This is a genomic window from Pseudomonas mandelii (assembly GCF_006438925.1).
Classification (GTDB): domain Bacteria; phylum Pseudomonadota; class Gammaproteobacteria; order Pseudomonadales; family Pseudomonadaceae; genus Aquipseudomonas; species Aquipseudomonas mandelii_C.
This window is the reverse complement of record NZ_RCZA01000001.1, coordinates 321,583-343,634: the sequence shown is the minus strand read 5'-3', so window position 1 is coordinate 343,634 and position 22,052 is coordinate 321,583. Positions and strand designations below refer to the sequence as shown.

The following is a 22,052-nucleotide window of genomic DNA, read 5'->3' as shown; positions in this document are numbered from 1 at the left end:
GGCGGGCCGTGTTGTATTTTTTACGGGGGTGTTGTGTAAAAAAATGAACAAGGCTAAGCTCGATTCAAACCCATAACACCAATAATACCGGGGTGCTTCATGTCTCGCCTGCCGTTAATCGGCGTCACCGCCTGCTCTAAGCAGATCGGTCTGCATGCTTATCACATCAGTGGCGACAAGTACGTCCGCGCCGTGGCCTCAGCGTCCAAGGGCCTGCCGGTGATTCTTCCGTCCCTGGCTGATTTGCTGGCACCGTCCGATATTCTGGACGGTCTGGATGGCATCCTCTTGACAGGCTCTCCTTCCAATATAGAACCGTTTCACTATAGCGGCCCAGCCAGCGCGCCGGGCACTGCTCATGATTCTGCACGTGATGCCACCACCCTCCCGTTGATCCGCGCCGCAGTCGCCGCCGGTATTCCCGTGCTCGGTATTTGCCGCGGCTTCCAGGAAATGAATGTGGCGTTCGGCGGCAGCCTGCATCAAAAAGTCCACGAAGCCGGTCCATTCATGGATCACCGTGAAGACGATAGCCTACCGCTTGAAGGACAGTATGCACCAAGTCACTCGGTGCACATTCAACCGGGTGGTGTGCTCGCAGGTCTGGGCCTGGCGAGCGAGATACAGGTCAATTCGATTCATGGCCAGGGCGTTGAACGTCTGGCGCCGGGCCTTTGCGTCGAGGCCTTGGCTCCTGACGGGTTGATCGAGGCAGTCTCGGTCCCGCAGGGCAAGGGTTTTGCTTTGGGAGTGCAATGGCATCCCGAATGGCAGGTAAGCTCAAACCCGGATTACCTTGCGATCTTCCAGGCATTTGGCGATGCCTGCCGCAAGTACGCATTACAACGCGACGCCGATGCGTCAAACAACGCCTGACTTATAAGAGTCAGGAAACTCAGCCTAAGAGGCATTTATGAGTAACAACCTCGACCAGCTCACCGATTGGTTGAAAGACCACAAGATCACAGAAGTCGAATGCATGATCGCCGACTTGACCGGGATCACCCGGGGCAAGATATCGCCGACCAACAAGTTCATTGCCGAAAAAGGCATGCGCCTGCCCGAGAGCGTTCTGTTGCAGACTGTGACCGGCGACTATGTCGAAGACGACATCTATTACGAACTGCTCGACCCGGCCGACATCGACATGATCTGCCGCCCCGACCAGAACGCGGTATTCCTTGTGCCCTGGGCCATCGAGCCCACCGCTCAGGTGATCCACGACACCTACGACAAGCAAGGCAACCCGATTGAGCTGTCGCCGCGCAACGTGCTCAAAAAGGTGCTGAAACTCTATTCCGACAAGGGCTGGCAGCCGATCGTGGCGCCAGAAATGGAGTTCTACCTGACCAAGCGCTGCGAAGACCCGGACTTCCCGCTGCAACCGCCGATTGGCCGTTCCGGTCGCCCGGAAACCGGTCGCCAGTCCTTCTCGATCGAAGCGGCAAACGAATTCGATCCGCTGTTCGAAGACGTCTATGACTGGTGCGAATTGCAGGAGCTTGACCTCGACACGCTGATCCACGAGGACGGCACGGCGCAGATGGAAATCAACTTCCGTCACGGCGATGCCCTGTCCCTGGCCGACCAGATCCTGGTGTTCAAGCGCACCATGCGCGAAGCCGCGCTCAAGCACAACGTGGCCGCCACCTTCATGGCCAAGCCCATGACCGGCGAGCCGGGCAGCGCGATGCACTTGCACCAGAGCATCATCGACATCGAAACCGGCAAGAACGTCTTCTCCAATGAAGACGGGAGCATGAGCCAGCTGTTCCTGAACCACATCGGTGGTTTGCAGAAACTGATCCCCGAGCTGTTGCCGCTGTTCGCGCCGAACGTCAACTCGTTCCGCCGCTTCCTGCCGGACACCTCGGCGCCGGTGAACGTGGAGTGGGGCGAAGAGAACCGCACCGTGGGCCTGCGGGTTCCGGATGCCGGGCCGCAAAACCGTCGGGTGGAAAACCGCCTGCCGGGCGCCGACGCCAACCCGTACCTGGCGATCGCCGCGAGCCTGCTTTGCGGTTACATCGGCATGGTCGAAGGCTTGAACCCGAGTGCGCCGGTGGTGGGGCGTGGCTATGAACGCCGCAACCTGCGCCTGCCACTGACCATCGAAGACGCGCTGGAACGCATGGAACACAGCGCGACTATCGAGAAGTACCTGGGCAAAAAATTCATCACTGGCTACGTCGCGGTCAAGCGGGCCGAGCATGAAAACTTCAAGCGCGTGATCAGTTCGTGGGAGCGGGAATTCCTGCTCTTCGCCGTCTGATGCGCCGGGCGCCGCTGATGTTGGCGGCGCTCTCACTGAAAATCTTAGGAGAATTCGCATGACCAGCAACAACCCGCAAACCCGTGAATGGCAAACCCTGAGCAACGATCACCACCTGGCCCCGTTCAGCGATTTCAAGCAGCTGAAAGAGAAAGGCCCGCGGATCATCACCAACGCCAAGGGCGTTTACCTCTGGGACAGCGAAGGCAACAAGATCCTCGACGGCATGGCCGGCCTGTGGTGCGTGGCGATCGGCTACGGTCGCGATGAACTGGCCGATGCCGCCAGTAAACAAATGCGTGAACTGCCTTACTACAACCTGTTCTTCCAGACGGCTCACCCGCCGGTGCTGGAACTGGCCAAGGCCATCTCCGACATCGCGCCACAAGGCATGAACCACGTGTTCTTCACCGGTTCCGGCTCTGAAGGCAACGACACCATGCTGCGTATGGTTCGTCACTACTGGGCGATCAAGGGCCAGCCGAAGAAGAAAGTCATCATCAGCCGCAAGAACGGCTATCACGGTTCCACCGTGGCCGGCGCGAGCCTGGGTGGCATGACGTATATGCACGAACAAGGCGACTTGCCGATCCCGGGCATCGTCCACATCGCGCAGCCGTACTGGTTTGCTGAAGGCGGCGAGATGACACCGGAAGAGTTCGGTGTCTGGGCGGCCAATCAGCTGGAAGAGAAGATTCTGGAAGTCGGCGTGGACAACGTCGGTGCCTTTATTGCCGAGCCGATCCAGGGTGCTGGCGGCGTGATCATTCCGCCAGACACCTACTGGCCGCGCATCAAGGAAATCCTCGCCAAGTACGACATCCTGTTCGTGGCTGACGAAGTGATCTGTGGATTCGGCCGTACCGGTGAGTGGTTCGGTAGCGATTTCTACGACCTCAAACCCGACATGATGACCATCGCCAAAGGCCTGACATCTGGCTACATCCCTATGGGTGGCCTGATCGTGCGTGACGAAGTGGTTGCGGTGCTCAATGAAGGCGGCGATTTCAACCACGGTTTCACCTATTCCGGGCACCCGGTGGCGGCTGCGGTGGCACTGGAAAACATCCGCATCCTGCGCGAAGAAAAAATTATCGAGCGCGTTCATGCAGAAACGGCACCCTATTTGCAAAAGCGTTTACGGGAACTGAACGATCACCCGTTGGTGGGGGAAGTGCGTGGGGTGGGTCTGCTGGGGGCGATCGAGCTGGTGCAGGACAAAGCCACTCGCAAGCGTTACGAAGGCAAGGGCGCCGGCATGATTTGCCGCACGTTCTGCTTCGAGAACGGCCTGATCATGCGCGCCGTCGGCGACACCATGATCATTGCTCCGCCACTGGTGATTACACCGGCTGAAATCGATGAGTTGGTGACCAAGGCACGCAAGTGTCTGGACCTGACCCTGAGTGCATTGCAGGGCTAAGTGCTAGGCTCTGAGCGGGGTGTGAAGTGTGCACTTCGCTCAGCGCAAACAAAGGATGGGTCTTTCCTTGAAAGCCTGCCTTGGAACTTGCCAGACTACCGGTTGTTTCAGATGCCCAGGAAAGGCCGCTGAACACGTGGTTAAAAAGAAAAATTGGAGCATTACCGATGAAGGCATTAGGTATGAAGATAGCTGGCAAGACCCTTCTCGCCATGTCCCTGATGGGCGTGATGGCGGGTGCAGTTCAGGCCGATGACAAGGTTCTGCACGTGTACAACTGGTCCGATTACATCGCACCGGACACCATCGCGAACTTCGAGAAAGAGTCCGGGATCAAGGTGGTGTATGACGTTTTCGACAGCAACGAAACCCTCGAAGCCAAGTTGCTGGCAGGCAAGTCCGGTTACGACATCGTCGTGCCGTCGAACAACTTCCTGGCCAAGCAGATCAAGGCTGGCGTTTACCAGAAGCTGGACAAGTCCAAGCTGCCTAACTGGAAAAACCTGAACCCTGACCTGCTCAAAGCGGTATCGGTGAGCGACCCGGGCAACGAACACGCCTTCCCTTACATGTGGGGTTCAATCGGTATCGGCTTCAACGCCGAGAAGGTCAAGGCTGCACTGGGTGCCGATGCACCGACCAATTCCTGGGACCTGATCTTCAAGCCTGAAAACGCCGCCAAACTGAAGTCGTGCGGTATCAGCCTGCTGGATTCGCCAACCGAGATGATCCCGGCGGCGTTGCACTACCTGGGCCTGCCGACCGACAGCCAGAAGAAAGAAGACATCGACAAGGCCGAAGCCCTGCTGCTGAAAGTCCGTCCTTCGATCGCCTACTTCCACTCGTCCAAGTACATCTCCGACCTGGCCAACGGCAACATCTGCGTAGCCGTGGGTTATTCGGGCGACATCTACCAGGCCAAGTCCCGCGCGGCTGAAGCCGGTGACAAAGTCAAAGTCAGCTACAACATTCCGAAAGAAGGTGCAGGCAGCTTCTACGACATGGTCGCCATCCCTAAAGATGCCGAAAACGTCGAAGGCGCCTACAAGTTCATGACCTACCTGCAGAAGCCGGAAGTCATGGCCGCCATCACCAACGCCGTGCGTTTCCCGAACGGTAATGCCGCCGCCACCGCACTGGTTGATAAAGACATCACCAGCGACCCGGGCATCTACCCGCCGGCCGACGTGTTGGCCAAGCTGTACGCGATTGCCGACTTGCCGGCCGCGACCCAGCGGATCCTGACTCGCAGTTGGACCAAGATCAAATCCGGTAAGTAAGTAAACCCCTGTAGCAGCTGCCGCAGGCTGCGTCCAACTGCGAAGCCGTTGTGCTGTTGAAAACGCGGGAAGGTCCTTCGGCCCTTAACGCAGCCTTCGGCAGCTGCTACAGGTATCTGCATAAAAGTTTTGCTGGAACGGTTTTTCGAGGGTAAGTTGCGCGCCGGTTTTGTTGTCAGGCAGCCATGGCTGTCATGTAACGCGGGGCAACTTGGGCCCAACTAATTTTAGAGGACCTCCACGTGCCTGTTTTTTCTTTGTTGCGCAATGCACTGCTGGTCGGCGCTGGACTGACGCTTGCCGTTAGTGTCCAGGCCGCTGGCACTGTGCATATTTATAACTGGTCGGACTACATCGGTTCGACGACCCTGGCAGACTTCCAGAAAGAAACCGGCATCAAACCGGTGTATGACGTCTTCGACTCTAACGAAACCCTGGAAGGCAAGTTGCTGGCCGGGCGTACCGGTTACGACGTGGTCGTGCCGTCCAACCACTTCCTCGGCAAGCAGATCAAGGCCGGTGCTTTCCAGAAGCTCGACAAGAAACAACTGACCAACTATTCCAACCTTGACCCGGTGCTGCTCAAGCGCCTGGAGCAAAACGATCCGGGTAACCAGTACGCCGTGCCGTATCTGTGGGGCACCAACGGCATCGGTTACAACGTCGACAAAGTGAAGGCTGTACTGGGCCTCGACAAGATCGATTCCTGGGATGTGGTGTTCGAGCCGGAAAACATCAAGAAACTGCACAGCTGCGGCGTGGCGTTCCTCGACTCCGCCGATGAAATGATGCCCACAGTCCTCAACTACATGGGCCTGAACGCCAACAGCACCAACCCCGAAGACTACAAAAAGGCCGAAGCCAAGTTGCTGGCGGTGCGGCCTTACGTGACCTATTTTCACTCGTCCAAATACATCGCGGACCTGGCCAACGGTGATATCTGCGTGGCGATCGGCTTTTCCGGCGATATGTTCCAGGCCAAGGCCCGCGCGGCTGAAGCCGGCAAAGGCATGAACATCGCCTACTCGATTCCGAAAGAGGGCGGCGCGCTCTGGTTCGACATGCTGGCGATCCCCAAGGATGCGACCAACGTCAAGGAAGCCCACGCCTTCATCAACTATTTGCTCAAGCCTGAAGTGATTGCACAGGTCAGCGATTCGGTTGGCTACGCGAACCCCAACCCTGGCTCGGACAAATTGATGGAGCAATCCATCCGCACGGACGAATCGGTTTATCCACCGCAAGCCGTCCTCGACAAGACTTACGTGTCTATTGAGTTACCACCAAACATTCAACGTTTGATGACCCGCAGCTGGACCAAGGTCAAGTCGGGTAAATAGCAACAAAGCTCAAACTATCCAAGGTTCGCTCGCCTCGGGCGGACTGCAAATTTTGTTGGGAGTTTCGTAAATGGCAGTTGCCTCCGGCGCCTATAAGAAAGCCCTCGAGGGCGACCAGTCACCTAAACAGGTGTTGGTCAAAATCGACCGGGTCACGAAGAAGTTCGACGAGACGATTGCCGTGGACGATGTGTCCCTGGAAATCAAGAAAGGCGAGATTTTCGCCCTGCTCGGCGGTTCGGGATCGGGCAAATCCACGTTGCTGCGCATGCTCGCAGGCTTCGAACGGCCCACGGAGGGGCGCATTTTCCTCGATGGCGTAGACATCACCGACATGCCGCCGTACGAGCGGCCGATCAACATGATGTTCCAGTCCTACGCCTTGTTCCCGCATATGACCGTGGCGCAGAACATCGCCTTCGGCCTCAAGCAGGACAAAATCCCCGCCGCTGAAGTCGATGCGCGCGTAGCCGACATGCTCAAGCTGGTTCAGATGACGCAGTACGCCAAGCGCAAGCCGCATCAGTTGTCCGGTGGCCAGCGTCAGCGTGTGGCACTGGCGCGTTCCCTGGCCAAGCGGCCGAAGCTGTTGCTGCTCGACGAACCGATGGGTGCTCTGGACAAGAAGCTGCGTTCGCAAATGCAGCTTGAGCTTGTCGAGATCATCGAGCGGGTCGGCGTAACCTGCGTCATGGTGACCCACGACCAGGAAGAAGCCATGACCATGGCCGAGCGCATCGCGATCATGCACCTGGGCTGGATCGCCCAGATCGGCAGCCCGATCGACATCTACGAAACCCCGACCAGCCGTCTGGTCTGCGAGTTCATCGGCAACGTCAACATCTTCGACGGTGAAGTGATCGACGACGCTGAAGGCCACGCAACCATCACCTGCAAGGACCTGGACCGCCAGATTTACGTGGGCCACGGCATCAGCACGTCGGTGCAGGACAAATCCGTGACCTACGCGATCCGTCCGGAAAAACTGCTGGTGACGCCGACCATGCCGACCTGCGAATACAACTGGTCCAGCGGCAAGGTGCACGACATCGCCTACCTCGGCGGCCACTCGGTGTTCTACGTCGAACTGCCGAGCGGCAAGATCGTCCAGTCTTTCGTCGCCAACGCCGAGCGCCGTGGCCAGCGCCCAACCTGGGGTGACCAGGTTTACGTGTATTGGGAAGACGACAGCGGCGTGGTACTTCGCTCATGAACATGCGCAAATTCAAACGCCGACTCAGTCGAATAATTCCCGGTGGCCGTCAGATGGTCATCGGGGTTCCGTTCATCTGGCTGTTCATGTTCTTCATGCTGCCGTTCTTCATTGTTCTGAAGATCAGCTTCGCCGAAGCCGACGTGGCCATCCCGCCGTACACCGAGATCTACAGCTACCTCGACCAAAAGGTGCAGTTGCTGCTTAACCTGAGCAACTACGCGATGCTGGCCGGCGACGAGTTGTACATCGCCGCCTACCTCGGCTCGTTGAAGATGGCGCTGATCAGCACCGTCCTCTGTTTGCTGATCGGCTACCCGATGGCTTACGCCATTGCCAGTGCCCGTAAAGAGCTGCAAACGGTGCTGGTGCTGCTGATCATGATGCCGACCTGGACCGCGATCCTGATCCGCGTTTACGCGTGGATGGGCATCCTCAGCAACAACGGTCTGCTCAATGGTTTCCTGATGAGCATGGGCTGGATCAATGAGCCGCTGCAGATCCTCAACACCAACCTCGCGGTGTACATCGGCGTGGTTTATTCATACCTGCCGTTCATGATCCTGCCGCTCTACGCCAACCTGGTGAAGCACGACAACAGCCTGCTGGAAGCCGCATCCGACCTGGGTTCGAGCACCTTCAACAGCTTCTGGAAGATCACCATTCCGCTGTCCAAGAACGGCATCGTCGCGGGCTGCATGCTGGTGTTCATTCCGGTGGTGGGCGAGTTCGTGATCCCGGAACTGCTCGGCGGTCCGGAAACCCTGATGATCGGTAAAGTGCTCTGGCAAGAGTTCTTCAACAACCGTGACTGGCCGGTGGCGTCTGCCCTGGCGGTGGTGATGCTGGCGATCCTGATTGTGCCGATTATTCTGTTTAACCGCAGTCAGGCCAAAGAAATGGAGGGTAAAGAATGAAGCGCTTCCGTTTCTCAAGTTTCATGCTGGTTGCGGGTTTGCTGTTCATCTACGCGCCGATGCTGATCCTGGTGATCTACTCGTTCAACGCCTCGAAACTGGTGACGGTGTGGGGCGGCTGGTCGATCAAGTGGTACGTCGGTTTGATGGATAACACTCAATTGATGGGCTCGGTGGTGCGCTCGCTGGAAATCGCCTGCTATACGGCGGTGGCGGCGGTGGCACTGGGTACGTTGGCGGCATTCGTGCTGACCCGTATCACCCACTTCAAGGGGCGTACGCTGTTCGGTGGCCTGGTCACCGCGCCGCTGGTGATGCCTGAAGTGATCACCGGTCTGTCGCTGTTGCTGCTGTTCGTGGCGATGGCGCAGATGATCGGTTGGCCGCAGGAGCGCGGCATCATCACCATCTGGATCGCTCACACCACGTTCTGTGCGGCGTATGTGGCGGTGGTGGTCTCGGCGCGCTTGCGTGAGCTGGACCTGTCCATCGAAGAAGCGGCCATGGACCTGGGTGCGCGGCCGTGGAAGGTGTTCTTCCTGATCACCATCCCGATGATCGCGCCATCGTTGGGCGCAGGCGGCATGATGTCGTTCGCCTTGTCCCTGGATGACCTGGTGTTGGCGAGCTTCGTGTCCGGTCCGGGTTCCACGACCCTGCCGATGGAAGTGTTCTCGGCAGTGCGTCTGGGCGTGAAACCCGAGATCAACGCCGTGGCCAGTCTGATTCTGTTGGCGGTATCGCTGATGACGTTCCTGGTCTGGTTCTTCAGCCGTCGTGCCGAAGAAAGTCGCAAACGTGCAATTCAGCAGGCGATCGAAGAAGGCGCTGCCGACTCCTGGAAACAACCAGACGTGCGTCGCGCCCAGGCGCCGGAAGCGGCTTAACAGCAAAAGATCGCAGCCTGCGGCAGCTCCTACAGGAGAACTCATTCCCCTGTAGGAGCTGCCGCAGGCTGCGATCTTTTGATTTTATGGGTCAGGAAACCCAAGGGGACTTGCGGATGATCTCGACGAAGTTCATTGGTTTGAAGCCTGGCTCGCTATCCACCAGCACATCCGCGTTCACGGTGCCAAAAGTGGTGTCCGGTTTGTGTTTGAAGCCATTGGCAAACGCACAGAGGATGCACTCCTTGAACCCTTCGCCACGCGGGTGGGCATGCACCACTTCTTCGCGTTGCGCGCTGGGGAACGCGGCGTAGTCGATGCCCAGCACATCCATTTCAACGCCAGCGGTGACCAGCGCCACATTAGGCCGCAGGTGTTGCGGCACGCCCGGTGTGGTGTGCAGGGCAATCGACAACCAGACCTGTTCGATATCATCGTCGGACAAACCGTAGGGTTTGAGGAACGCTTTGGCAGCGTTGGCGCTATCGACTTCGAAGCGCTCGTCGTCAGTGCGATGACCTTCCACCAGACCCAAGTCATGGAACATCGCGCCGACGTACAACAGTTCGGGGTTGTAGGCCAGTTGCTTGCGTTCGCCGCTCAAGGCACCGAACAGAAACACCCGGCGCGAGTGGTGATACAGCAGGTCTGATTCGACGTCGCGAATATATTCCGTGGTGGCCTTGGCCAACGCGCTGTCGGGGATTTTGATCCCGGCGATGGTGCTGCTCATGGTGCTTTCCTCGTGGGGAACGCCGTGGCGGCGCTGAAGGGTTTAGTCTGTTCGCGCACCCGAAACCGGACAATCGATCCATGGCTGCGATCCTTGCCAATGAACATGCATATCGCGCCAACCTCGCTTGTTGCGCGCGGATTGGCTAGGGTTGAGATAATCCGGGATGCACGCACGCCCTGTAGCAGCTGCCGAGCCCGCGAGGCTGCGTTCGGCTGCGCAGCAGTCGTAAAATCAGGCACTGCGGTCTTTCAGGTGAATCGCGTGCGCAGGGTTTACGACTGCTGCGCAGCCGAACGCAGCCTCGCGGGCTCGGCAGCTGCTACAGATCGTGTGATGGCCGACTTTCATTTCAATACCTGGAAGGCGAATTTTGCCATGAGTAAAACCGTTGCCATCGTGGTCTTCGCCGGCGTCCAGTCTCTGGACGTCACCGGTCCCATGGATGTGTTTTGCGAAGCCAATCGTTTCCTCGAACCACCCGATCACTATCGACTGGAGGTGATCGGCGTCGAGCGCGGGGTGATGGCGTGTTCCAACGGTTTGTCACTCAATGCCCATCGGCATTTCAGCGAAGCGCTGGAGGCCTATGACTTGCTGCTGGTGGCCGGTGGGCCGCAGTTGCCGTTCATGGATTTCGGTGCGGCATTCGATGCCTGGCTGCGTGGTGCCTGCGCCCGGGCGCGACGCTTTGGCTCGATCTGCAACGGCGCGTTCATGCTTGCCCGGGCCGGGTTGCTGGAAGGGCGAACGGTGACCACCCACTGGGGCGACGCGGCGGCGCTGGCGCAGTTGTGCCCGTTGACTCAGGTTGAAGCTGATCGCCTTTACGTGGAGGACGGCAACCTCTACACCTCGGCGGGTGTCACGGCCGGGATTGATCTGTCGTTGTACTTGCTGGCCAGGGATCACGGGCCGGAAGTAGCGCTGAGTGTGGCAAAGCGACTGGTGGTGTTCACTCAGCGCTCGGGCGGGCAGTCACAGTTCAGCCCTTTCCTCACGCCACACGCCGAACCCACTTCTGCCGTAGCGTTGGTGCAGCTCTACGTGTTGGCGAATCTGACGGGGGACCTGACGATTGCCGACCTGGCCAACGCCGCCAACATGAGTGCCCGCAACTTTTCACGGGTATTTGCCAAAGAGGCGAAAGTCACCCCGGCGGAATTCGTCGAACGGGCCAGGGTGGATGCGGCGCGGGTGCTGCTTGAAAGCACCCCATCGCCGCTGAAGACCGTGGCCTATCAGTGCGGCTTTCGCGATGCCCAGCACATGCGCAGTGTGTTCAACCGCAGGCTGGGCGTGACGCCGCAGCAGTTCAGGCTGAACTTTGCGGCGATGGTTTGAGCTGACATCGTTGTTGCCTTCCAGGGCCTCTTCGCGAGCAAGCCCGCTCCCACATTGAACCGTGTCTGCCTGGGCAACTCGGTCAACTGTGGGAGCGGGCTTGCTCGCGAAGGCGTCAGCTCAGGCGACAAAAATCTACTGCCCAGTCCGCGCCGGCAACAGCTTCAACGTGCTGCGGGTGTTGGCCGTGACTTCTTCGTCGTTGAGATGCGCCTGGTAGTAGATTCCTTCGACATACGCTTCAGCCTGATCGTCATAGTGGCTGTCGAACGGTACGCCACTCTGGCCAACCGGGTTGACGGTCAGGCTGTGGGTCGGGTCGGCGAAGTCGATCAGGCGGCGGGTCGAGGGACCATAAGTGACTGGCCACGGCGCCGGGCCGATTTTGGCCGAGAGGTTGTTCGGTACTTCGTGAGTGCCGGGGGCTGCGAACGGGCCGACATTGAAGATCCGATCCAGCGGCTTTTGCTGCCCCAGCGGATGGCCATGGGTCAGCGTGTGCGCCTTGCCCCACTGCCATTGCGCGAAATCGCCGCCGAGGGTGGTTTTGAGATGTGCAATGCTCGCCTGCCACGCCACCTTGACCGTATCGGCACGGGTTTCCTTGCCGAGGGTGTTGCGGTTGTCCCACCACGGTGAATCGGCAGTCGCGGCCAGGCGAGGCAGTGCGGAATCAATCACCCGGGTCGACAGCAACGTCTCGAAGAAATCATTGCCCAGCTCATCGTGCATCGTCGCGTCAGCCAGGTTGAACAGGAACTGGTTGAACAGCGTGGCGCTGGTGGAATCGAGCGGGTAGTCGCCTTTCCATTGGGCCAGTTGCTCCACCAGTTTGAGTTCGGCGGGATCGCTTACCACTTCACGCAGTACGGGCAACAACGGCGCCAGCAAGCGCGGGCCGTAAGCGGTGGTGGTGCCCAGTTGCAGCTTCTGGCTGGCGTCCAGGTCCCACTTGATGGTTTTGTCGCTGAGCTGGCGATTGAGCTGCTGACCTCGATCGGCCAGGTTGTAGTAACCGGGAATCTCCATACCGGTCGGCGACACCGGCTGGAAGTTGGCCGAGACGATGTAGCCCCTCGCCGGGTTCTCTTCCTGCGGGTTGGCGCTGAACGGGTAGAAGCCGTCCTTGTCCGCGTCGGCGGTGCTGCCATCGAGGATGAACCCCGGGCGCACACCCGCCGGACGTTTTGGCAGTTGCGCCGCTGCCCACCAGCCGATGTCGCCCTTGGCGTTGGCCCAGACGATGTTCAGGCCCGGCGCCTGAATCTTTGCGCAGGCACTGCGCGCCTTGGCCAGGGTGTCGGCGCGGTTGAGCTGGTAGAAGCCCTCAAGGATCGGGTTCTGGCTTTCGAGAAAACCCCACCACATGGCGATCGGCGTTTTGCCGACGCCGCTGCCCAGCGCATCGTTGACGATCGGACCGTGGGGCGACTGGCGCAGCACCAGTGTCACCGGTGCCTGGCCCTTGACCGCGATTTGCTGTTCGCTGGTCACCATGTCCACCCACTTGCCGCGATACCAGACCTGATTGGGGTTGTCTGGATTGACCTTCTCGGCGATCAGGTCCAGGTCGTCGTTCTGGAACATGGTGATGCTCCAGCCGAAGTCGCGGTTCATCCCGAGAGAGGCGAACGGCATCAATGCCTGATAGTGGCCGTAGAGCTCAAAACCCGGCGCCGAGAGCTGCGCTTCATACCACACCGACGGCGCGGAAAAACGGATATGCGGGTCGCCGGCCAGCAGCGGTTTGCCGCTTTTGGTCCGACTGCCGGAGACAGCCCAGGCGTTACTGCCCTCGAACTGCGGCAAGCCGTTGTCGGCGAGTGCCTGCTCGCTGAGGCGGGCGAGGGCGTTGAGGTCTTTCCAGTCGGTACTGGCGAGGGGTGGCATGGCAGCGCTGCGGTTTTTCGCCAGCACGCCCTTGGGCTGCCAGTCGAGATCAAAGACGTTGAGGTAGTTGGCGCCCAACTGATCGCGCACGTAGGTCAGCAACGGTTCGGTGCGAAATGCTGCGGCAAAACTGTAGGCCATGTAACCGGCAATGCTGATGGTGTCCTGGGCGGTGAATGGGCGTTTGGGAATGCCCAGCACATCAAACTCCGCAGGTTTTGAATGGCTGTCCTGATACTGGTTGATGCCATCCAGATAGGCTTGCATGGCGATAAAGGCCGGCGACTGTTTGTCCATGTTCGCCAGGTAGGTGTCGGCGCGTTCGCGAATGCGCAGGCTGCGCATCAGCTTGTCGGTGTCGAGCAGTTTCGGGCCCAGTACCTCGGCCAGCTCGCCGCGGGCGAGGCGGCGCAGGACTTCCATCTGAAACAGCCGGTCCTGGGCGTGCACGTACCCGAGGGCGCGGTACAGGTCGGTTTCGTTTTCAGCGCGGATGTGCGGGATGCCGCGCTCGTCGTAACGCACGATGACCGAACCCTGCAAGTGTTGCAGTTCCACCATGCCCTGGCGTGACGGCTGCTTGCTGTAGACGTACCAACCTGCACCTGCTGCGAGCGCAACAATCAGCAGGGCGAGTACGGTCAGGCTACGTTTCATGGTGATTCCTTGTTGTTATGAGTGGCAGCAGCTCCCTGGCGCCACTGTTTAACACGGCTTGCCGACATGGCCATCGCACTTAGGAGGGATTCGCGTCTCCTGTCAGCCTTACTTCGCTGCGTCGATGGGCCACGGGCAGTAACAACCCACTGCCAGTGTGTGCGTGGCACTCACCGAGCGGCCTTCGTTCAACGCTTGCAGAATCGGTTCGATAAAGCTGTTACTCGAATTGCAGGTCAGGCCTTCGCTGTACGGGCCGAAATACGCCAGTTTGCCGCTGCGATCCCAGATCGCCACGGCCGGGCTCGCGGGGATCTGTTCGGAGCCTGGCAGGACGACGATGCTTTTCAGGCGGCTTAAGGTGCTCGGCAACTGACCGTGGCTGCCAGGCTTTTGTACCGCATAAAACTCCACGCCTTGCGGTACATAGCGCTCAACCAGTTCGCTCAGGTGTTGTTGGTTACCGACGTTGCACGGGCAGGCCGGGTCCCAGAAATGCACAAGGCGGATGGCGCCGGGGCCAGCGAGGTTGTCGGGCAGGCGCAGCGGGTCGCCGGAGAACACCGCGGTGTGCTCGCTGAACGCTCGCAGGTAGCGGCCCTGAAACCAGTCGTAAGCAGCCCACAGCACACCGGCACACACGAGGGCGAGCAGGCTGGCAAGCAGTGTGGCGCGGTAGGGCGAGCGCATGGATTTCAGTCCTCGAAGGTGCGCTAGCTTGCCATGCTTGCCTCAACAGATGAATATCGCAGGCCCATAAAGTCTGTTTCGCGTTCTGGAATTGCTCATGTCTGCTACTTTCGACCCCGATCACCTGCGTGCCAGCCTGCGGCCGCTGGCCGACTGGCAGCCGCTGTCGGAGGAAGCGCTGGCTTACCAGCATTTCTACAGACTGGATTTTGCGGGGCGTAACGTGCGCAGTGGCCTTGGACGTTTCGCGGTCGATGGTTATGAAGTGGTCAGCCAGGTCTGGTGGCCCGAGCGGGCGAAGGCGACGCTGTTTTTGTTCCACGGTTTTTACGATCACACCGGGCTTTACCGGCATGTGATCGAATGGGCGATGGATCAGAATTTTGCGGTGATTGCCTGCGACCTGCCGGGACACGGGCTGTCCAGTGGCGAACGGGCCAGCATCAAGGATTTCACCGAGTATCAGGACACGCTGCAAGGATTGTTCACCGAGGCGCAATCCCTCGATCTGCCACAACCGTGGCACCTGTGCGGGCAAAGCACGGGTGGCGCGATCGTGATCGATCATGTGCTCAATCACGGCGCGGACAGTCCGGCCCAGGGCCAGGTGATTCTTTTGTCGCCGCTGGTACGGCCACGGGCGTGGGGCTGGTCGCAGCTGAGTTATCACCTGCTCAGGCCCTTCGTCAAAGGCATCGCCCGGCGCTTCAGCGAGAACTCCAACGACCCGGATTTTCTGCCCTTCCTGCAAGCCGATCCGTTGCAGTCGCTCCGTTTGCCGACCGCCTGGGTCGGTGCGTTGGCGCGCTGGATCAAGCGCATCGAAGCCGCACCGTACAGCATGCGGCGACCGCTGATTGTGCAGGGGCAGGCAGACATGACCGTGGATTGGGAGCATAACCTTGAAGTGTTGCGGGGCAAGTTCGATCGGCCGCAGGTGCTGATGTTGCCTGAAGCGCGGCATCACCTGGCGAATGAAACGCTAGCGTTGCGGAGGGAGTATTTCGGGTTTTTGACCAAGCGGATCAAGGGTCGGAATCTTTAGCGGGAGTCAGGGCCTCATCGCGAGCAGGCTCGCTCCCACAGGGGTTTTGTGTACGCCAAAGATCTACTGTGGGAGCGAGCTTGCTCGCGATAGCGATCTATCAGGCACCGAAGATTACTGGGTGAGGCTCGGCGTATCCTGCCCCACCGCCAACCCGGCGCGAATCGCCGCCAATGCTGCCTGGTAATAAGCCTTGCCCTCGGTGGACTCGGCAAAGGTCGCGAACTCTTCCAGTTCTTCGTCCGACAGGTCGCGATAGACATACAACAGCGTGTTGTTCAGGTCGCTGCCGATCTGGTCCATCAAGCGCTGCCGCTGCCCATTCAACATGCCTTGAGCCTGACCACCGCCGAGCAGGCCGGGGATCATCGAACTGAGGCTATCGGCCGCGACGCCGGCAATCGCCAGGCTGACTTCAGCGCCAGCCTCGCGAGCGGGCAGGGCCTGGGCCAGATGGCCGATGATCAGCATGCGGCTGTCGCTGGCCTGGATCTTGGGCAAACCCTTGGCGTTTTTTGCCAGCTGATCGCGACGGGTCGCGAGCAATTCGGCGGCCACGATTTTCTTGCCCAAGGGTGACTGAAAGAATGTCAGCGCAGGTTTCGGATCGGCGAGGGTCTTGCGCAATTGCGCTTCGGCGCGCTGGTCGACGGCCTGGGGGGCAAAGCGCTGATTACTGTTATTCACCAGCGCCTGGAACACTGCCGGCGGCAGACTGTTCTGGTACCGCTGCTGAGCGGCCGAGAGAGCGTCGTTGAAATGCGCGCGTTGTTCTGGCCAACCGGCGACCTTGTACAACTGGTCGTGGCCGTCTGCCCAAGCGGGCAATACACAGAACATCAACAGTGAAAAAAGCAAACGGCGCATAGGGACTCCTGTCAGCAGGCGACTATTCTCCGTGTGGCATTCGTCCTTGTCGAGAATTCGTATCAACCCGCTGCGCGGCTCTGTCGGATTTTCAGGCACAGGAATACTATGCGCGGCATGCCAATACCCTCTGATCACCCGCTGCTGTTACGTATCGTCGACGACCTGGCTGAGCACGGCTGGTCGCAGCAGCATGTTTTCCTTCCTCTGGGTCTGACCCAGGAACTGGCGGCGGAGTGCCGTAAACGTGCTGCCGAGGGCGAATTAGCCCCGGCCGCCGTGGGTCGCGGGTCGACATCCGAGATTCGCGAAGGGATTCGCGGCGACCATATCCAGTGGATCGAGCCCGGCCAGGCGTTGGCTTGCGACAGCTATCTGGATTTGATGGACAGCCTGCGCGAGGCAATGAATCGCGGTTTGTTTCTGGGCCTGGAAGATTTCGAAAGCCATTTCGCGCTGTACCCGCCCGGCGCGTTCTACCTCAAGCATGTCGACCGTTTTCGCGACGATGACCGGCGCATGGTGTCGGCGGTGGTCTATCTCAATGACGCCTGGCTGCCCGAGCACGGCGGCCAGTTGCGTATGTACCTGGATGAAAGCGTCGAACATGATGTAGTGCCCACAGGTGGATGCCTGGTGGTGTTTCTGTCGGGTGAAGTGCCCCACGAAGTTCTGCCCGCGACCCGGGATCGCCTGTCGCTGACCGGCTGGTTCCGGCGGCGTGGCAACGAGCCGTTCTGATCATGCAAAAAATTCTGGTAAGCCGCTGTCTGCTGGGGCACCGCGTACGTTACGACGGCGGGGCGAGTGGGCCGTTCGATCAGCTTCAGCAGTGGCTTGATGAAGGTCGGGTGGTGCCGTTGTGTCCAGAGGTGGCCGGCGGGTTGCCGACGCCAAGGGCAGCGGCCGAGATTCCGGGCGGGCAGGGTGGTGAAGTGCTTGATGGCCATGCCTCAGTGATCACCACCGAGGGCGAGGACGTCAGCGCCGAGTTTCTCTCGGGGGCTTATCAGGCGTTGGACCTGGTGCAAAAGCACGGCATCCGCATTGCCGTACTCAAGGCCAACAGCCCGTCTTGCGGGAATCTGTTGACCTATGACGGGACGTTCAGTGGGGTGAAGGTGAGTGGCGAGGGAGTGACTGCGGCGTTGCTCAAGCGCCATGGCGTTCAGGTCTTCAGTGAGCTGGAGTTGGTTAAGGCGGCGGTAGCTTTGGGTGTTTTGGGCTGATCCGGAATCCATCCCCTCACCCTAACCCTCTCCCCAGGGGGCGAGGGGACTGATCGTGGGGGTCTGAAGAAATTTTGCGACCTGAACGATTTTTACTGAATCCATAATCGACTCGATTTTTCAGGTCGATGGATAGCGTTAGACACCTCGGTCAGTCCCCTCGCCCCTCTGGGGAGAGGGTTAGGGTGAGGGGAGGTTCTAGCGGCTGACGATATCTAGGGTTTGGGCGCCACACTCGTATCCGCCCCCAACCACTTCTGCGACAACGCCTCCAATCGCCCATCCGCCTTGATCCGCTGCAGCGCGTTTTCCAGGCTGGCATGAAACGCCGGGTTACCTTTCTGAAACGGAATCGCCAGGCTCACTGCCGGGCCAGCCTTCGGCTTCTCTTCCGTCAGCGACTGTACCAGCAGCATTGAGCGCGGTTGCTCTTCCTTCTGCGCGATCAATTGCGCATCAGTGTGAATGTAAGGTTCGCTGAAGTCGAAACGATCCTTGAGGTCCGGGGTCACTGCTATGTGGTTGATGGCGACGTCGTACTTGCCGGTTTCAACACCTTGCAACAGATCGCCGGAATCGGTCACGACGAAGTCGGCCCGTACATCCAGTTCGTCAGCCAGCAGTTGCCCCAATTCGACTTCGAAGCCCGTAAGTTTGCCGTCGTCCTTGAAATTGAAGGGCGGTGTATTAGCCTCAAGGGCAATACGCAATTCGCCTCGGTCGTTTACATCGTCAATCAGTTCGGCATGAGCCAAAGGGCTCAGAAGGGGTAGCAGGCAGATCAGGCCAGGCAAAAAACGCATGGTCACTCCTTTGAATTCATTATCGCGACGCTCTGTTCAGGCTCGCTTTGCTATGGTTGTCGAGAGCCTTCGACAACGAATGGCCGTGAAGTTGTCATGGCCGCACGGATTTTACGAAAAAACTGGAGAAGAGAATGAAAACCTTTATGTCACGAGCAGCATTGACTGGCCTGTTGATGGGGGCTTCGATGCTGGCAACGGCTGCTACACCGGCTCCCAAAGGTGCAGAAGTGTCCATCGTTTCTCCTGCGGACGGAGCTACCATTCCGCAAACCGTCGTCGTCAAGTTCGCTGTCGAGAACATTGCGCTGGCGCCCGCGGGCGATGTCACCAAAAACACCGGCCATCACCACTTGCTGATCGATGTCGATCAACTGCCTGCCGCCGGTGCGCCGATCCCCAACGATGCCAACCACCTGCATTTCGGCAAGGCGCAGACCCAGGCTGAAGTAAAGCTGACGCCGGGCAAACACACCTTGCAGCTGGAACTGGGCGATAGCGGCCACATGCCGTTCGATCCGCCGATCGTGTCGGAGAAAATCACCGTCAACGTTAAGTAACATTCGTCGCACCCATGAAAAAGGAGACCCGAAGGTCTCCTTTTTTGTCACTCAAGTCACTATCAGAACAACACGCGGCAACGAATGGTGCCGTTGATGTGCTGCAGCTTCTCTTGCGCCATTTCCGAGTACTCGGCGTCTACGTCGATCACAACGTAGCCGACTTTCTCGTTGGTCTGCAGGAACTGACCGGAAATGTTGATGCCGTTTTCGGCGAAGACCTTGTTGATCTCGCTCATCACACCCGGAATGTTCTCGTGGATGTGCAGCAGACGGTGCTTGCCAGGGTGAGCCGGCAGGGCCACTTCCGGGAAGTTGACCGAGGACACCGACGTACCGTTGTCGCTGTACTTGACCAGTTTTTCTGCCACTTCCAGACCGATGTTGGCTTGCGCTTCAGCGGTAGAACCGCCGATGTGCGGGGTCAGGATCACGTTGTCCAGGCCACGCAGCGGGCTTTCGAACTCTTCGTCGTTGGAGCGAGGCTCCACCGGGAATACGTCGATGGCCGCGCCGATCAGGTGCTTGTCCTTGATCGCGTCCGCCAGCGCTTGCAGTTCAACTACAGTGCCGCGAGCCGCGTTGATCAGAATGCCGCCCTTCTTGATCGCGCGGATTTCTTTCTCGCCGATCATCCACTGGGTCGCAGCGGTTTCCGGAACGTGCAGGGTGACGATGTCGGACATGCCCAGCAGCTCGGTCAGGTTACCGACCTGAGTCGCGTTGCCCAATGGCAGCTTGGTCACGGTGTCGTAGAAGTACACCTGCATGCCCAGGCCTTCCGCCAGGACCGACAGTTGAGTACCGATCGAGCCATAACCGACGATGCCGAGCTTCTTGCCACGGATTTCGAAGGAGTTGGCCGCGCTCTTGATCCAGCCGCCACGGTGGCAGGAAGCGTTCTTCTCAGGGATGCCGCGCAGCAACAGGATCGCTTCGGCCAGCACCAGTTCCGCGACGGAGCGAGTGTTGGAGTACGGAGCGTTGAACACTGCGATGCCGCGTTCGCGGGCAGCATTAAGGTCAACCTGGTTGGTGCCGATGCAGAAACAGCCGACAGCGACCAGTTTCTTCGCCTGATCGAAGATTTCTTCGGTCAGTTGAGTGCGGGAGCGAATGCCGATGAAGTGCGCATCAGCGATCTTTTCCTTCAGCTGGGCTTCCGGCAGAGAACCTGTGAGGTACTCGATGCTGGTGTAGCCCGCCGACTTGAGGACGTCGACAGCCGATTGGTGGACGCCTTCGAGAAGAAGGAACTTGATCTTGCTCTTATCGAGAGAAGTCTTGCTCATCTGCGTAAACCTGTATCCCGGAGAAAAATGGCAGGAAATAGCCAGCAGACGCTGACCCGGACGGCAGGAAAGCCGTCGCCACAGAATAGCCGTTGGGCACTATCCTGCGGGGTCGGTATGCTAGCATATGCACCCCGCTAAACACTCATTCCTGCGACGTGAAGCGTTCTCAGGATGACCATGAATTGTTCGAGAGTTCTGTCGATGACCAATCCTGCCCTGATTGAAGAGCTGAAGACCCTGGTTGAGCCTGGCAAGGTGCTGACCGATGCCGACTCCCTGAATGCTTACGGTAAGGATTGGACCAAGCATTTCGCCCCCGCCCCGACCGCCATCGTGTTCCCCAAGACCACCGAGCAGGTTCAGGCCATTGTCCGTTGGGCCAATGAGCACAAAATTGCGCTGGTGCCGTCCGGCGGTCGCACCGGGCTGTCCGCTGCAGCCGTAGCGGCCAATGGCGAAGTCGTGGTGTCCTTTGACTACATGAACCAGATCCTCGACGTGAACATGACCGACCGCACCGCGGTCTGCCAGCCGGGCGTGGTCACCGAGCATCTGCAGAACGTCGCCGAAGAAAAAGGCCTGTACTACCCGGTGGACTTCGCTTCGGCAGGTTCAAGCCAGATTGGCGGCAATATCGGCACCAATGCCGGCGGGATCAAGGTCATTCGCTACGGCATGACCCGCAACTGGGTCGCAGGCATGAAAGTGGTCACCGGCAAAGGCGATCTGCTGGAGCTGAACAAAGACCTGATCAAGAACGCCACCGGTTACGACCTGCGTCAGCTGTTCATCGGCGCCGAAGGCACCCTCGGTTTTGTGGTCGAAGCCACCATGCGTCTGGACCGCGCGCCGAAAAACCTCACCGCCATGGTCCTCGGCACGGCCGATTTCGACGCGATCATGCCGGTGTTGCACGCGTTCCAGAGCAAACTCGACCTGACCGCCTTCGAATTCTTCTCCGATAAAGCCTTGGCCAAGGTCATGGGCCGGGGCGATGTACCCGCGCCATTCGAAACCGATTGCCCGTTCTACGCGCTGCTGGAATTCGAAGCGACCACCGAAGAAGTGGCCAACCACGCCCTGGAAACCTTCGAGCACTGCGTTGAGCAGGGCTGGGTGCTGGACGGCGTGATGAGCCAGAGCGAAACCCAGCTGCAAAACCTGTGGAAGCTGCGCGAATACATCTCCGAAACCATTTCCCACTGGACGCCGTACAAGAACGACATTTCGGTCACTGTGTCGAAAGTCCCGGCGTTCCTGAAGGAAATCGACGCGATCGTCGGCGAACACTACCCGGATTTCGAAATCGTCTGGTTCGGCCACATCGGCGACGGCAACCTGCACTTGAACATCCTCAAGCCGGAAAACCTGAGCAAGGATGAGTTCTTCGCCAAGTGCGCGACCGTCAACAAGTGGGTGTTCGAAACCGTCGAGAAGTACAACGGCTCGATTTCCGCCGAACATGGCGTGGGCATGACCAAGCGTGATTACTTGACCTACAGCCGCTCGCCGGTTGAGATCGAGTACATGAAAGCCGTCAAAGCGGTGTTCGACCCGAACGGCATCATGAACCCGGGCAAGATTTTCGCTGTTTGACTTTTGAATTT

The 22,052-nt window shown here is 59.1% G+C and carries 20 protein-coding genes; 14 read left to right on the top strand and 6 right to left on the bottom strand.

The genetic code is table 11. The features are described 5' to 3' along the window. Positions 1 to 99 precede the first annotated feature (99 nt). From EAH74_RS01600 to EAH74_RS01565, 8 genes are all read left to right on the top strand, one after another. The gene (locus EAH74_RS01600; RefSeq protein WP_140675240.1) at positions 100 to 876 is read left to right on the top strand and encodes a gamma-glutamyl-gamma-aminobutyrate hydrolase family protein; all 777 of its coding nucleotides are present in this window, start codon (positions 100 to 102) and stop codon (positions 874 to 876) included. A 37-nt stretch (positions 877 to 913) separates the two neighbouring features. Continuing rightward, positions 914 to 2,272: a glutamine synthetase family protein gene (locus EAH74_RS01595; RefSeq protein ID WP_008150453.1), complete on the top strand. Its 1,359-nt coding sequence runs from the start codon at positions 914 to 916 to the stop codon at positions 2,270 to 2,272. Between the two features lie 58 nt (positions 2,273 to 2,330). Then, on the top strand, positions 2,331 to 3,695 hold the full coding sequence (locus tag EAH74_RS01590; RefSeq protein ID WP_123368560.1) for an aspartate aminotransferase family protein: 1,365 nt from the start codon (positions 2,331 to 2,333) through the stop codon (positions 3,693 to 3,695). 182 nt (positions 3,696 to 3,877) lie between these two features. Then, complete coding sequence (locus EAH74_RS01585) at positions 3,878 to 4,975, top strand: polyamine ABC transporter substrate-binding protein (protein WP_123368559.1); 1,098 nt, start codon at positions 3,878 to 3,880, stop codon at positions 4,973 to 4,975. A gap of 242 nt (positions 4,976 to 5,217) precedes the next feature. Further along, positions 5,218 to 6,315, top strand: a complete 1,098-nt coding sequence (locus EAH74_RS01580) for a polyamine ABC transporter substrate-binding protein (RefSeq protein WP_140675237.1) — start codon at positions 5,218 to 5,220, stop codon at positions 6,313 to 6,315. Between the two features lie 70 nt (positions 6,316 to 6,385). Then, complete coding sequence (locus EAH74_RS01575) at positions 6,386 to 7,528, top strand: ABC transporter ATP-binding protein (protein ID WP_008150457.1); 1,143 nt, start codon at positions 6,386 to 6,388, stop codon at positions 7,526 to 7,528. Positions 7,529 to 7,563: 35 nt separating this feature from the next. Further along, positions 7,564 to 8,445: an ABC transporter permease subunit gene (locus EAH74_RS01570; RefSeq protein WP_193560115.1), complete on the top strand. Its 882-nt coding sequence runs from the start codon at positions 7,564 to 7,566 to the stop codon at positions 8,443 to 8,445. Then, positions 8,442 to 9,332, top strand: a complete 891-nt coding sequence (locus EAH74_RS01565; protein ID WP_140675229.1) for an ABC transporter permease subunit — start codon at positions 8,442 to 8,444, stop codon at positions 9,330 to 9,332. Before EAH74_RS01570 ends, EAH74_RS01565 begins: the two co-directional genes overlap by 4 nt. 91 nt (positions 9,333 to 9,423) lie before the next feature. On the opposite strand, the gene EAH74_RS01560 is transcribed toward EAH74_RS01565, so the two are convergent. Next, complete coding sequence (locus EAH74_RS01560; protein WP_140675225.1) at positions 9,424 to 10,065, bottom strand: HD domain-containing protein; 642 nt, start codon at positions 10,063 to 10,065, stop codon at positions 9,424 to 9,426. A 378-nt stretch (positions 10,066 to 10,443) separates the two neighbouring features. Between EAH74_RS01560 and EAH74_RS01555 the strand changes: the two genes are divergently transcribed. After that, on the top strand, positions 10,444 to 11,409 hold the full coding sequence (locus EAH74_RS01555) for a GlxA family transcriptional regulator (protein ID WP_140675221.1): 966 nt from the start codon (positions 10,444 to 10,446) through the stop codon (positions 11,407 to 11,409). Between the two features lie 135 nt (positions 11,410 to 11,544). On the opposite strand, the gene EAH74_RS01550 is transcribed toward EAH74_RS01555, so the two are convergent. Beyond that, positions 11,545 to 13,956 carry a penicillin acylase family protein gene (locus EAH74_RS01550; protein WP_140675218.1) on the bottom strand — a complete coding sequence of 804 codons (2,412 nt, stop codon included), beginning with the start codon at positions 13,954 to 13,956 and terminating at the stop codon, positions 11,545 to 11,547. A gap of 108 nt (positions 13,957 to 14,064) precedes the next feature. Beyond that, the gene (locus tag EAH74_RS01545) at positions 14,065 to 14,646 is read right to left on the bottom strand and encodes a DUF6436 domain-containing protein (protein WP_140675216.1); all 582 of its coding nucleotides are present in this window, start codon (positions 14,644 to 14,646) and stop codon (positions 14,065 to 14,067) included. A gap of 97 nt (positions 14,647 to 14,743) precedes the next feature. Here EAH74_RS01545 and EAH74_RS01540 point away from each other — a divergent pair, with 97 nt between their 5' ends. Continuing rightward, positions 14,744 to 15,691 (top strand): alpha/beta hydrolase, encoded by a 948-nt coding sequence (locus EAH74_RS01540; protein ID WP_140675213.1) that lies wholly within the window; start codon positions 14,744 to 14,746, stop codon positions 15,689 to 15,691. 114 nt (positions 15,692 to 15,805) lie between these two features. Here EAH74_RS01540 and EAH74_RS01535 read toward each other — a convergent pair whose 3' ends face one another. Then, the gene (locus tag EAH74_RS01535; RefSeq protein ID WP_095127028.1) at positions 15,806 to 16,558 is read right to left on the bottom strand and encodes a DUF2059 domain-containing protein; all 753 of its coding nucleotides are present in this window, start codon (positions 16,556 to 16,558) and stop codon (positions 15,806 to 15,808) included. A gap of 108 nt (positions 16,559 to 16,666) precedes the next feature. On the opposite strand from EAH74_RS01535, the gene EAH74_RS01530 reads away from it, so the two are divergent. Both EAH74_RS01530 and EAH74_RS01525 read left to right on the top strand, forming a co-directional pair. Then, the gene (locus EAH74_RS01530; protein ID WP_140675210.1) at positions 16,667 to 17,299 is read left to right on the top strand and encodes a 2OG-Fe(II) oxygenase; all 633 of its coding nucleotides are present in this window, start codon (positions 16,667 to 16,669) and stop codon (positions 17,297 to 17,299) included. A gap of 2 nt (positions 17,300 to 17,301) precedes the next feature. After that, positions 17,302 to 17,787 (top strand): DUF523 domain-containing protein, encoded by a 486-nt coding sequence (locus tag EAH74_RS01525; RefSeq protein ID WP_140675207.1) that lies wholly within the window; start codon positions 17,302 to 17,304, stop codon positions 17,785 to 17,787. Positions 17,788 to 18,002: 215 nt separating this feature from the next. Here the strand turns inward: EAH74_RS01525 and EAH74_RS01520 are convergent, their stop codons facing one another. Continuing rightward, positions 18,003 to 18,590, bottom strand: a complete 588-nt coding sequence (locus EAH74_RS01520) for a transporter substrate-binding domain-containing protein (RefSeq protein ID WP_140675204.1) — start codon at positions 18,588 to 18,590, stop codon at positions 18,003 to 18,005. Positions 18,591 to 18,724: 134 nt separating this feature from the next. On the opposite strand from EAH74_RS01520, the gene EAH74_RS01515 reads away from it, so the two are divergent. After that, positions 18,725 to 19,150: a DUF4399 domain-containing protein gene (locus EAH74_RS01515; protein ID WP_140675201.1), complete on the top strand. Its 426-nt coding sequence runs from the start codon at positions 18,725 to 18,727 to the stop codon at positions 19,148 to 19,150. A gap of 62 nt (positions 19,151 to 19,212) precedes the next feature. Here EAH74_RS01515 and serA read toward each other — a convergent pair whose 3' ends face one another. After that, entirely contained in the window at positions 19,213 to 20,442 is a 1,230-nt protein-coding gene (gene serA / locus EAH74_RS01510; protein ID WP_140675198.1) for a phosphoglycerate dehydrogenase, read from the bottom strand. A 204-nt stretch (positions 20,443 to 20,646) separates the two neighbouring features. On the opposite strand from serA, the gene EAH74_RS01505 reads away from it, so the two are divergent. Further along, a complete protein-coding gene (locus EAH74_RS01505) occupies positions 20,647 to 22,041 on the top strand; it encodes an FAD-binding oxidoreductase (protein ID WP_140675195.1) in 1,395 nt (464 codons plus the stop codon). Positions 22,042 to 22,052 lie beyond the last annotated feature (11 nt).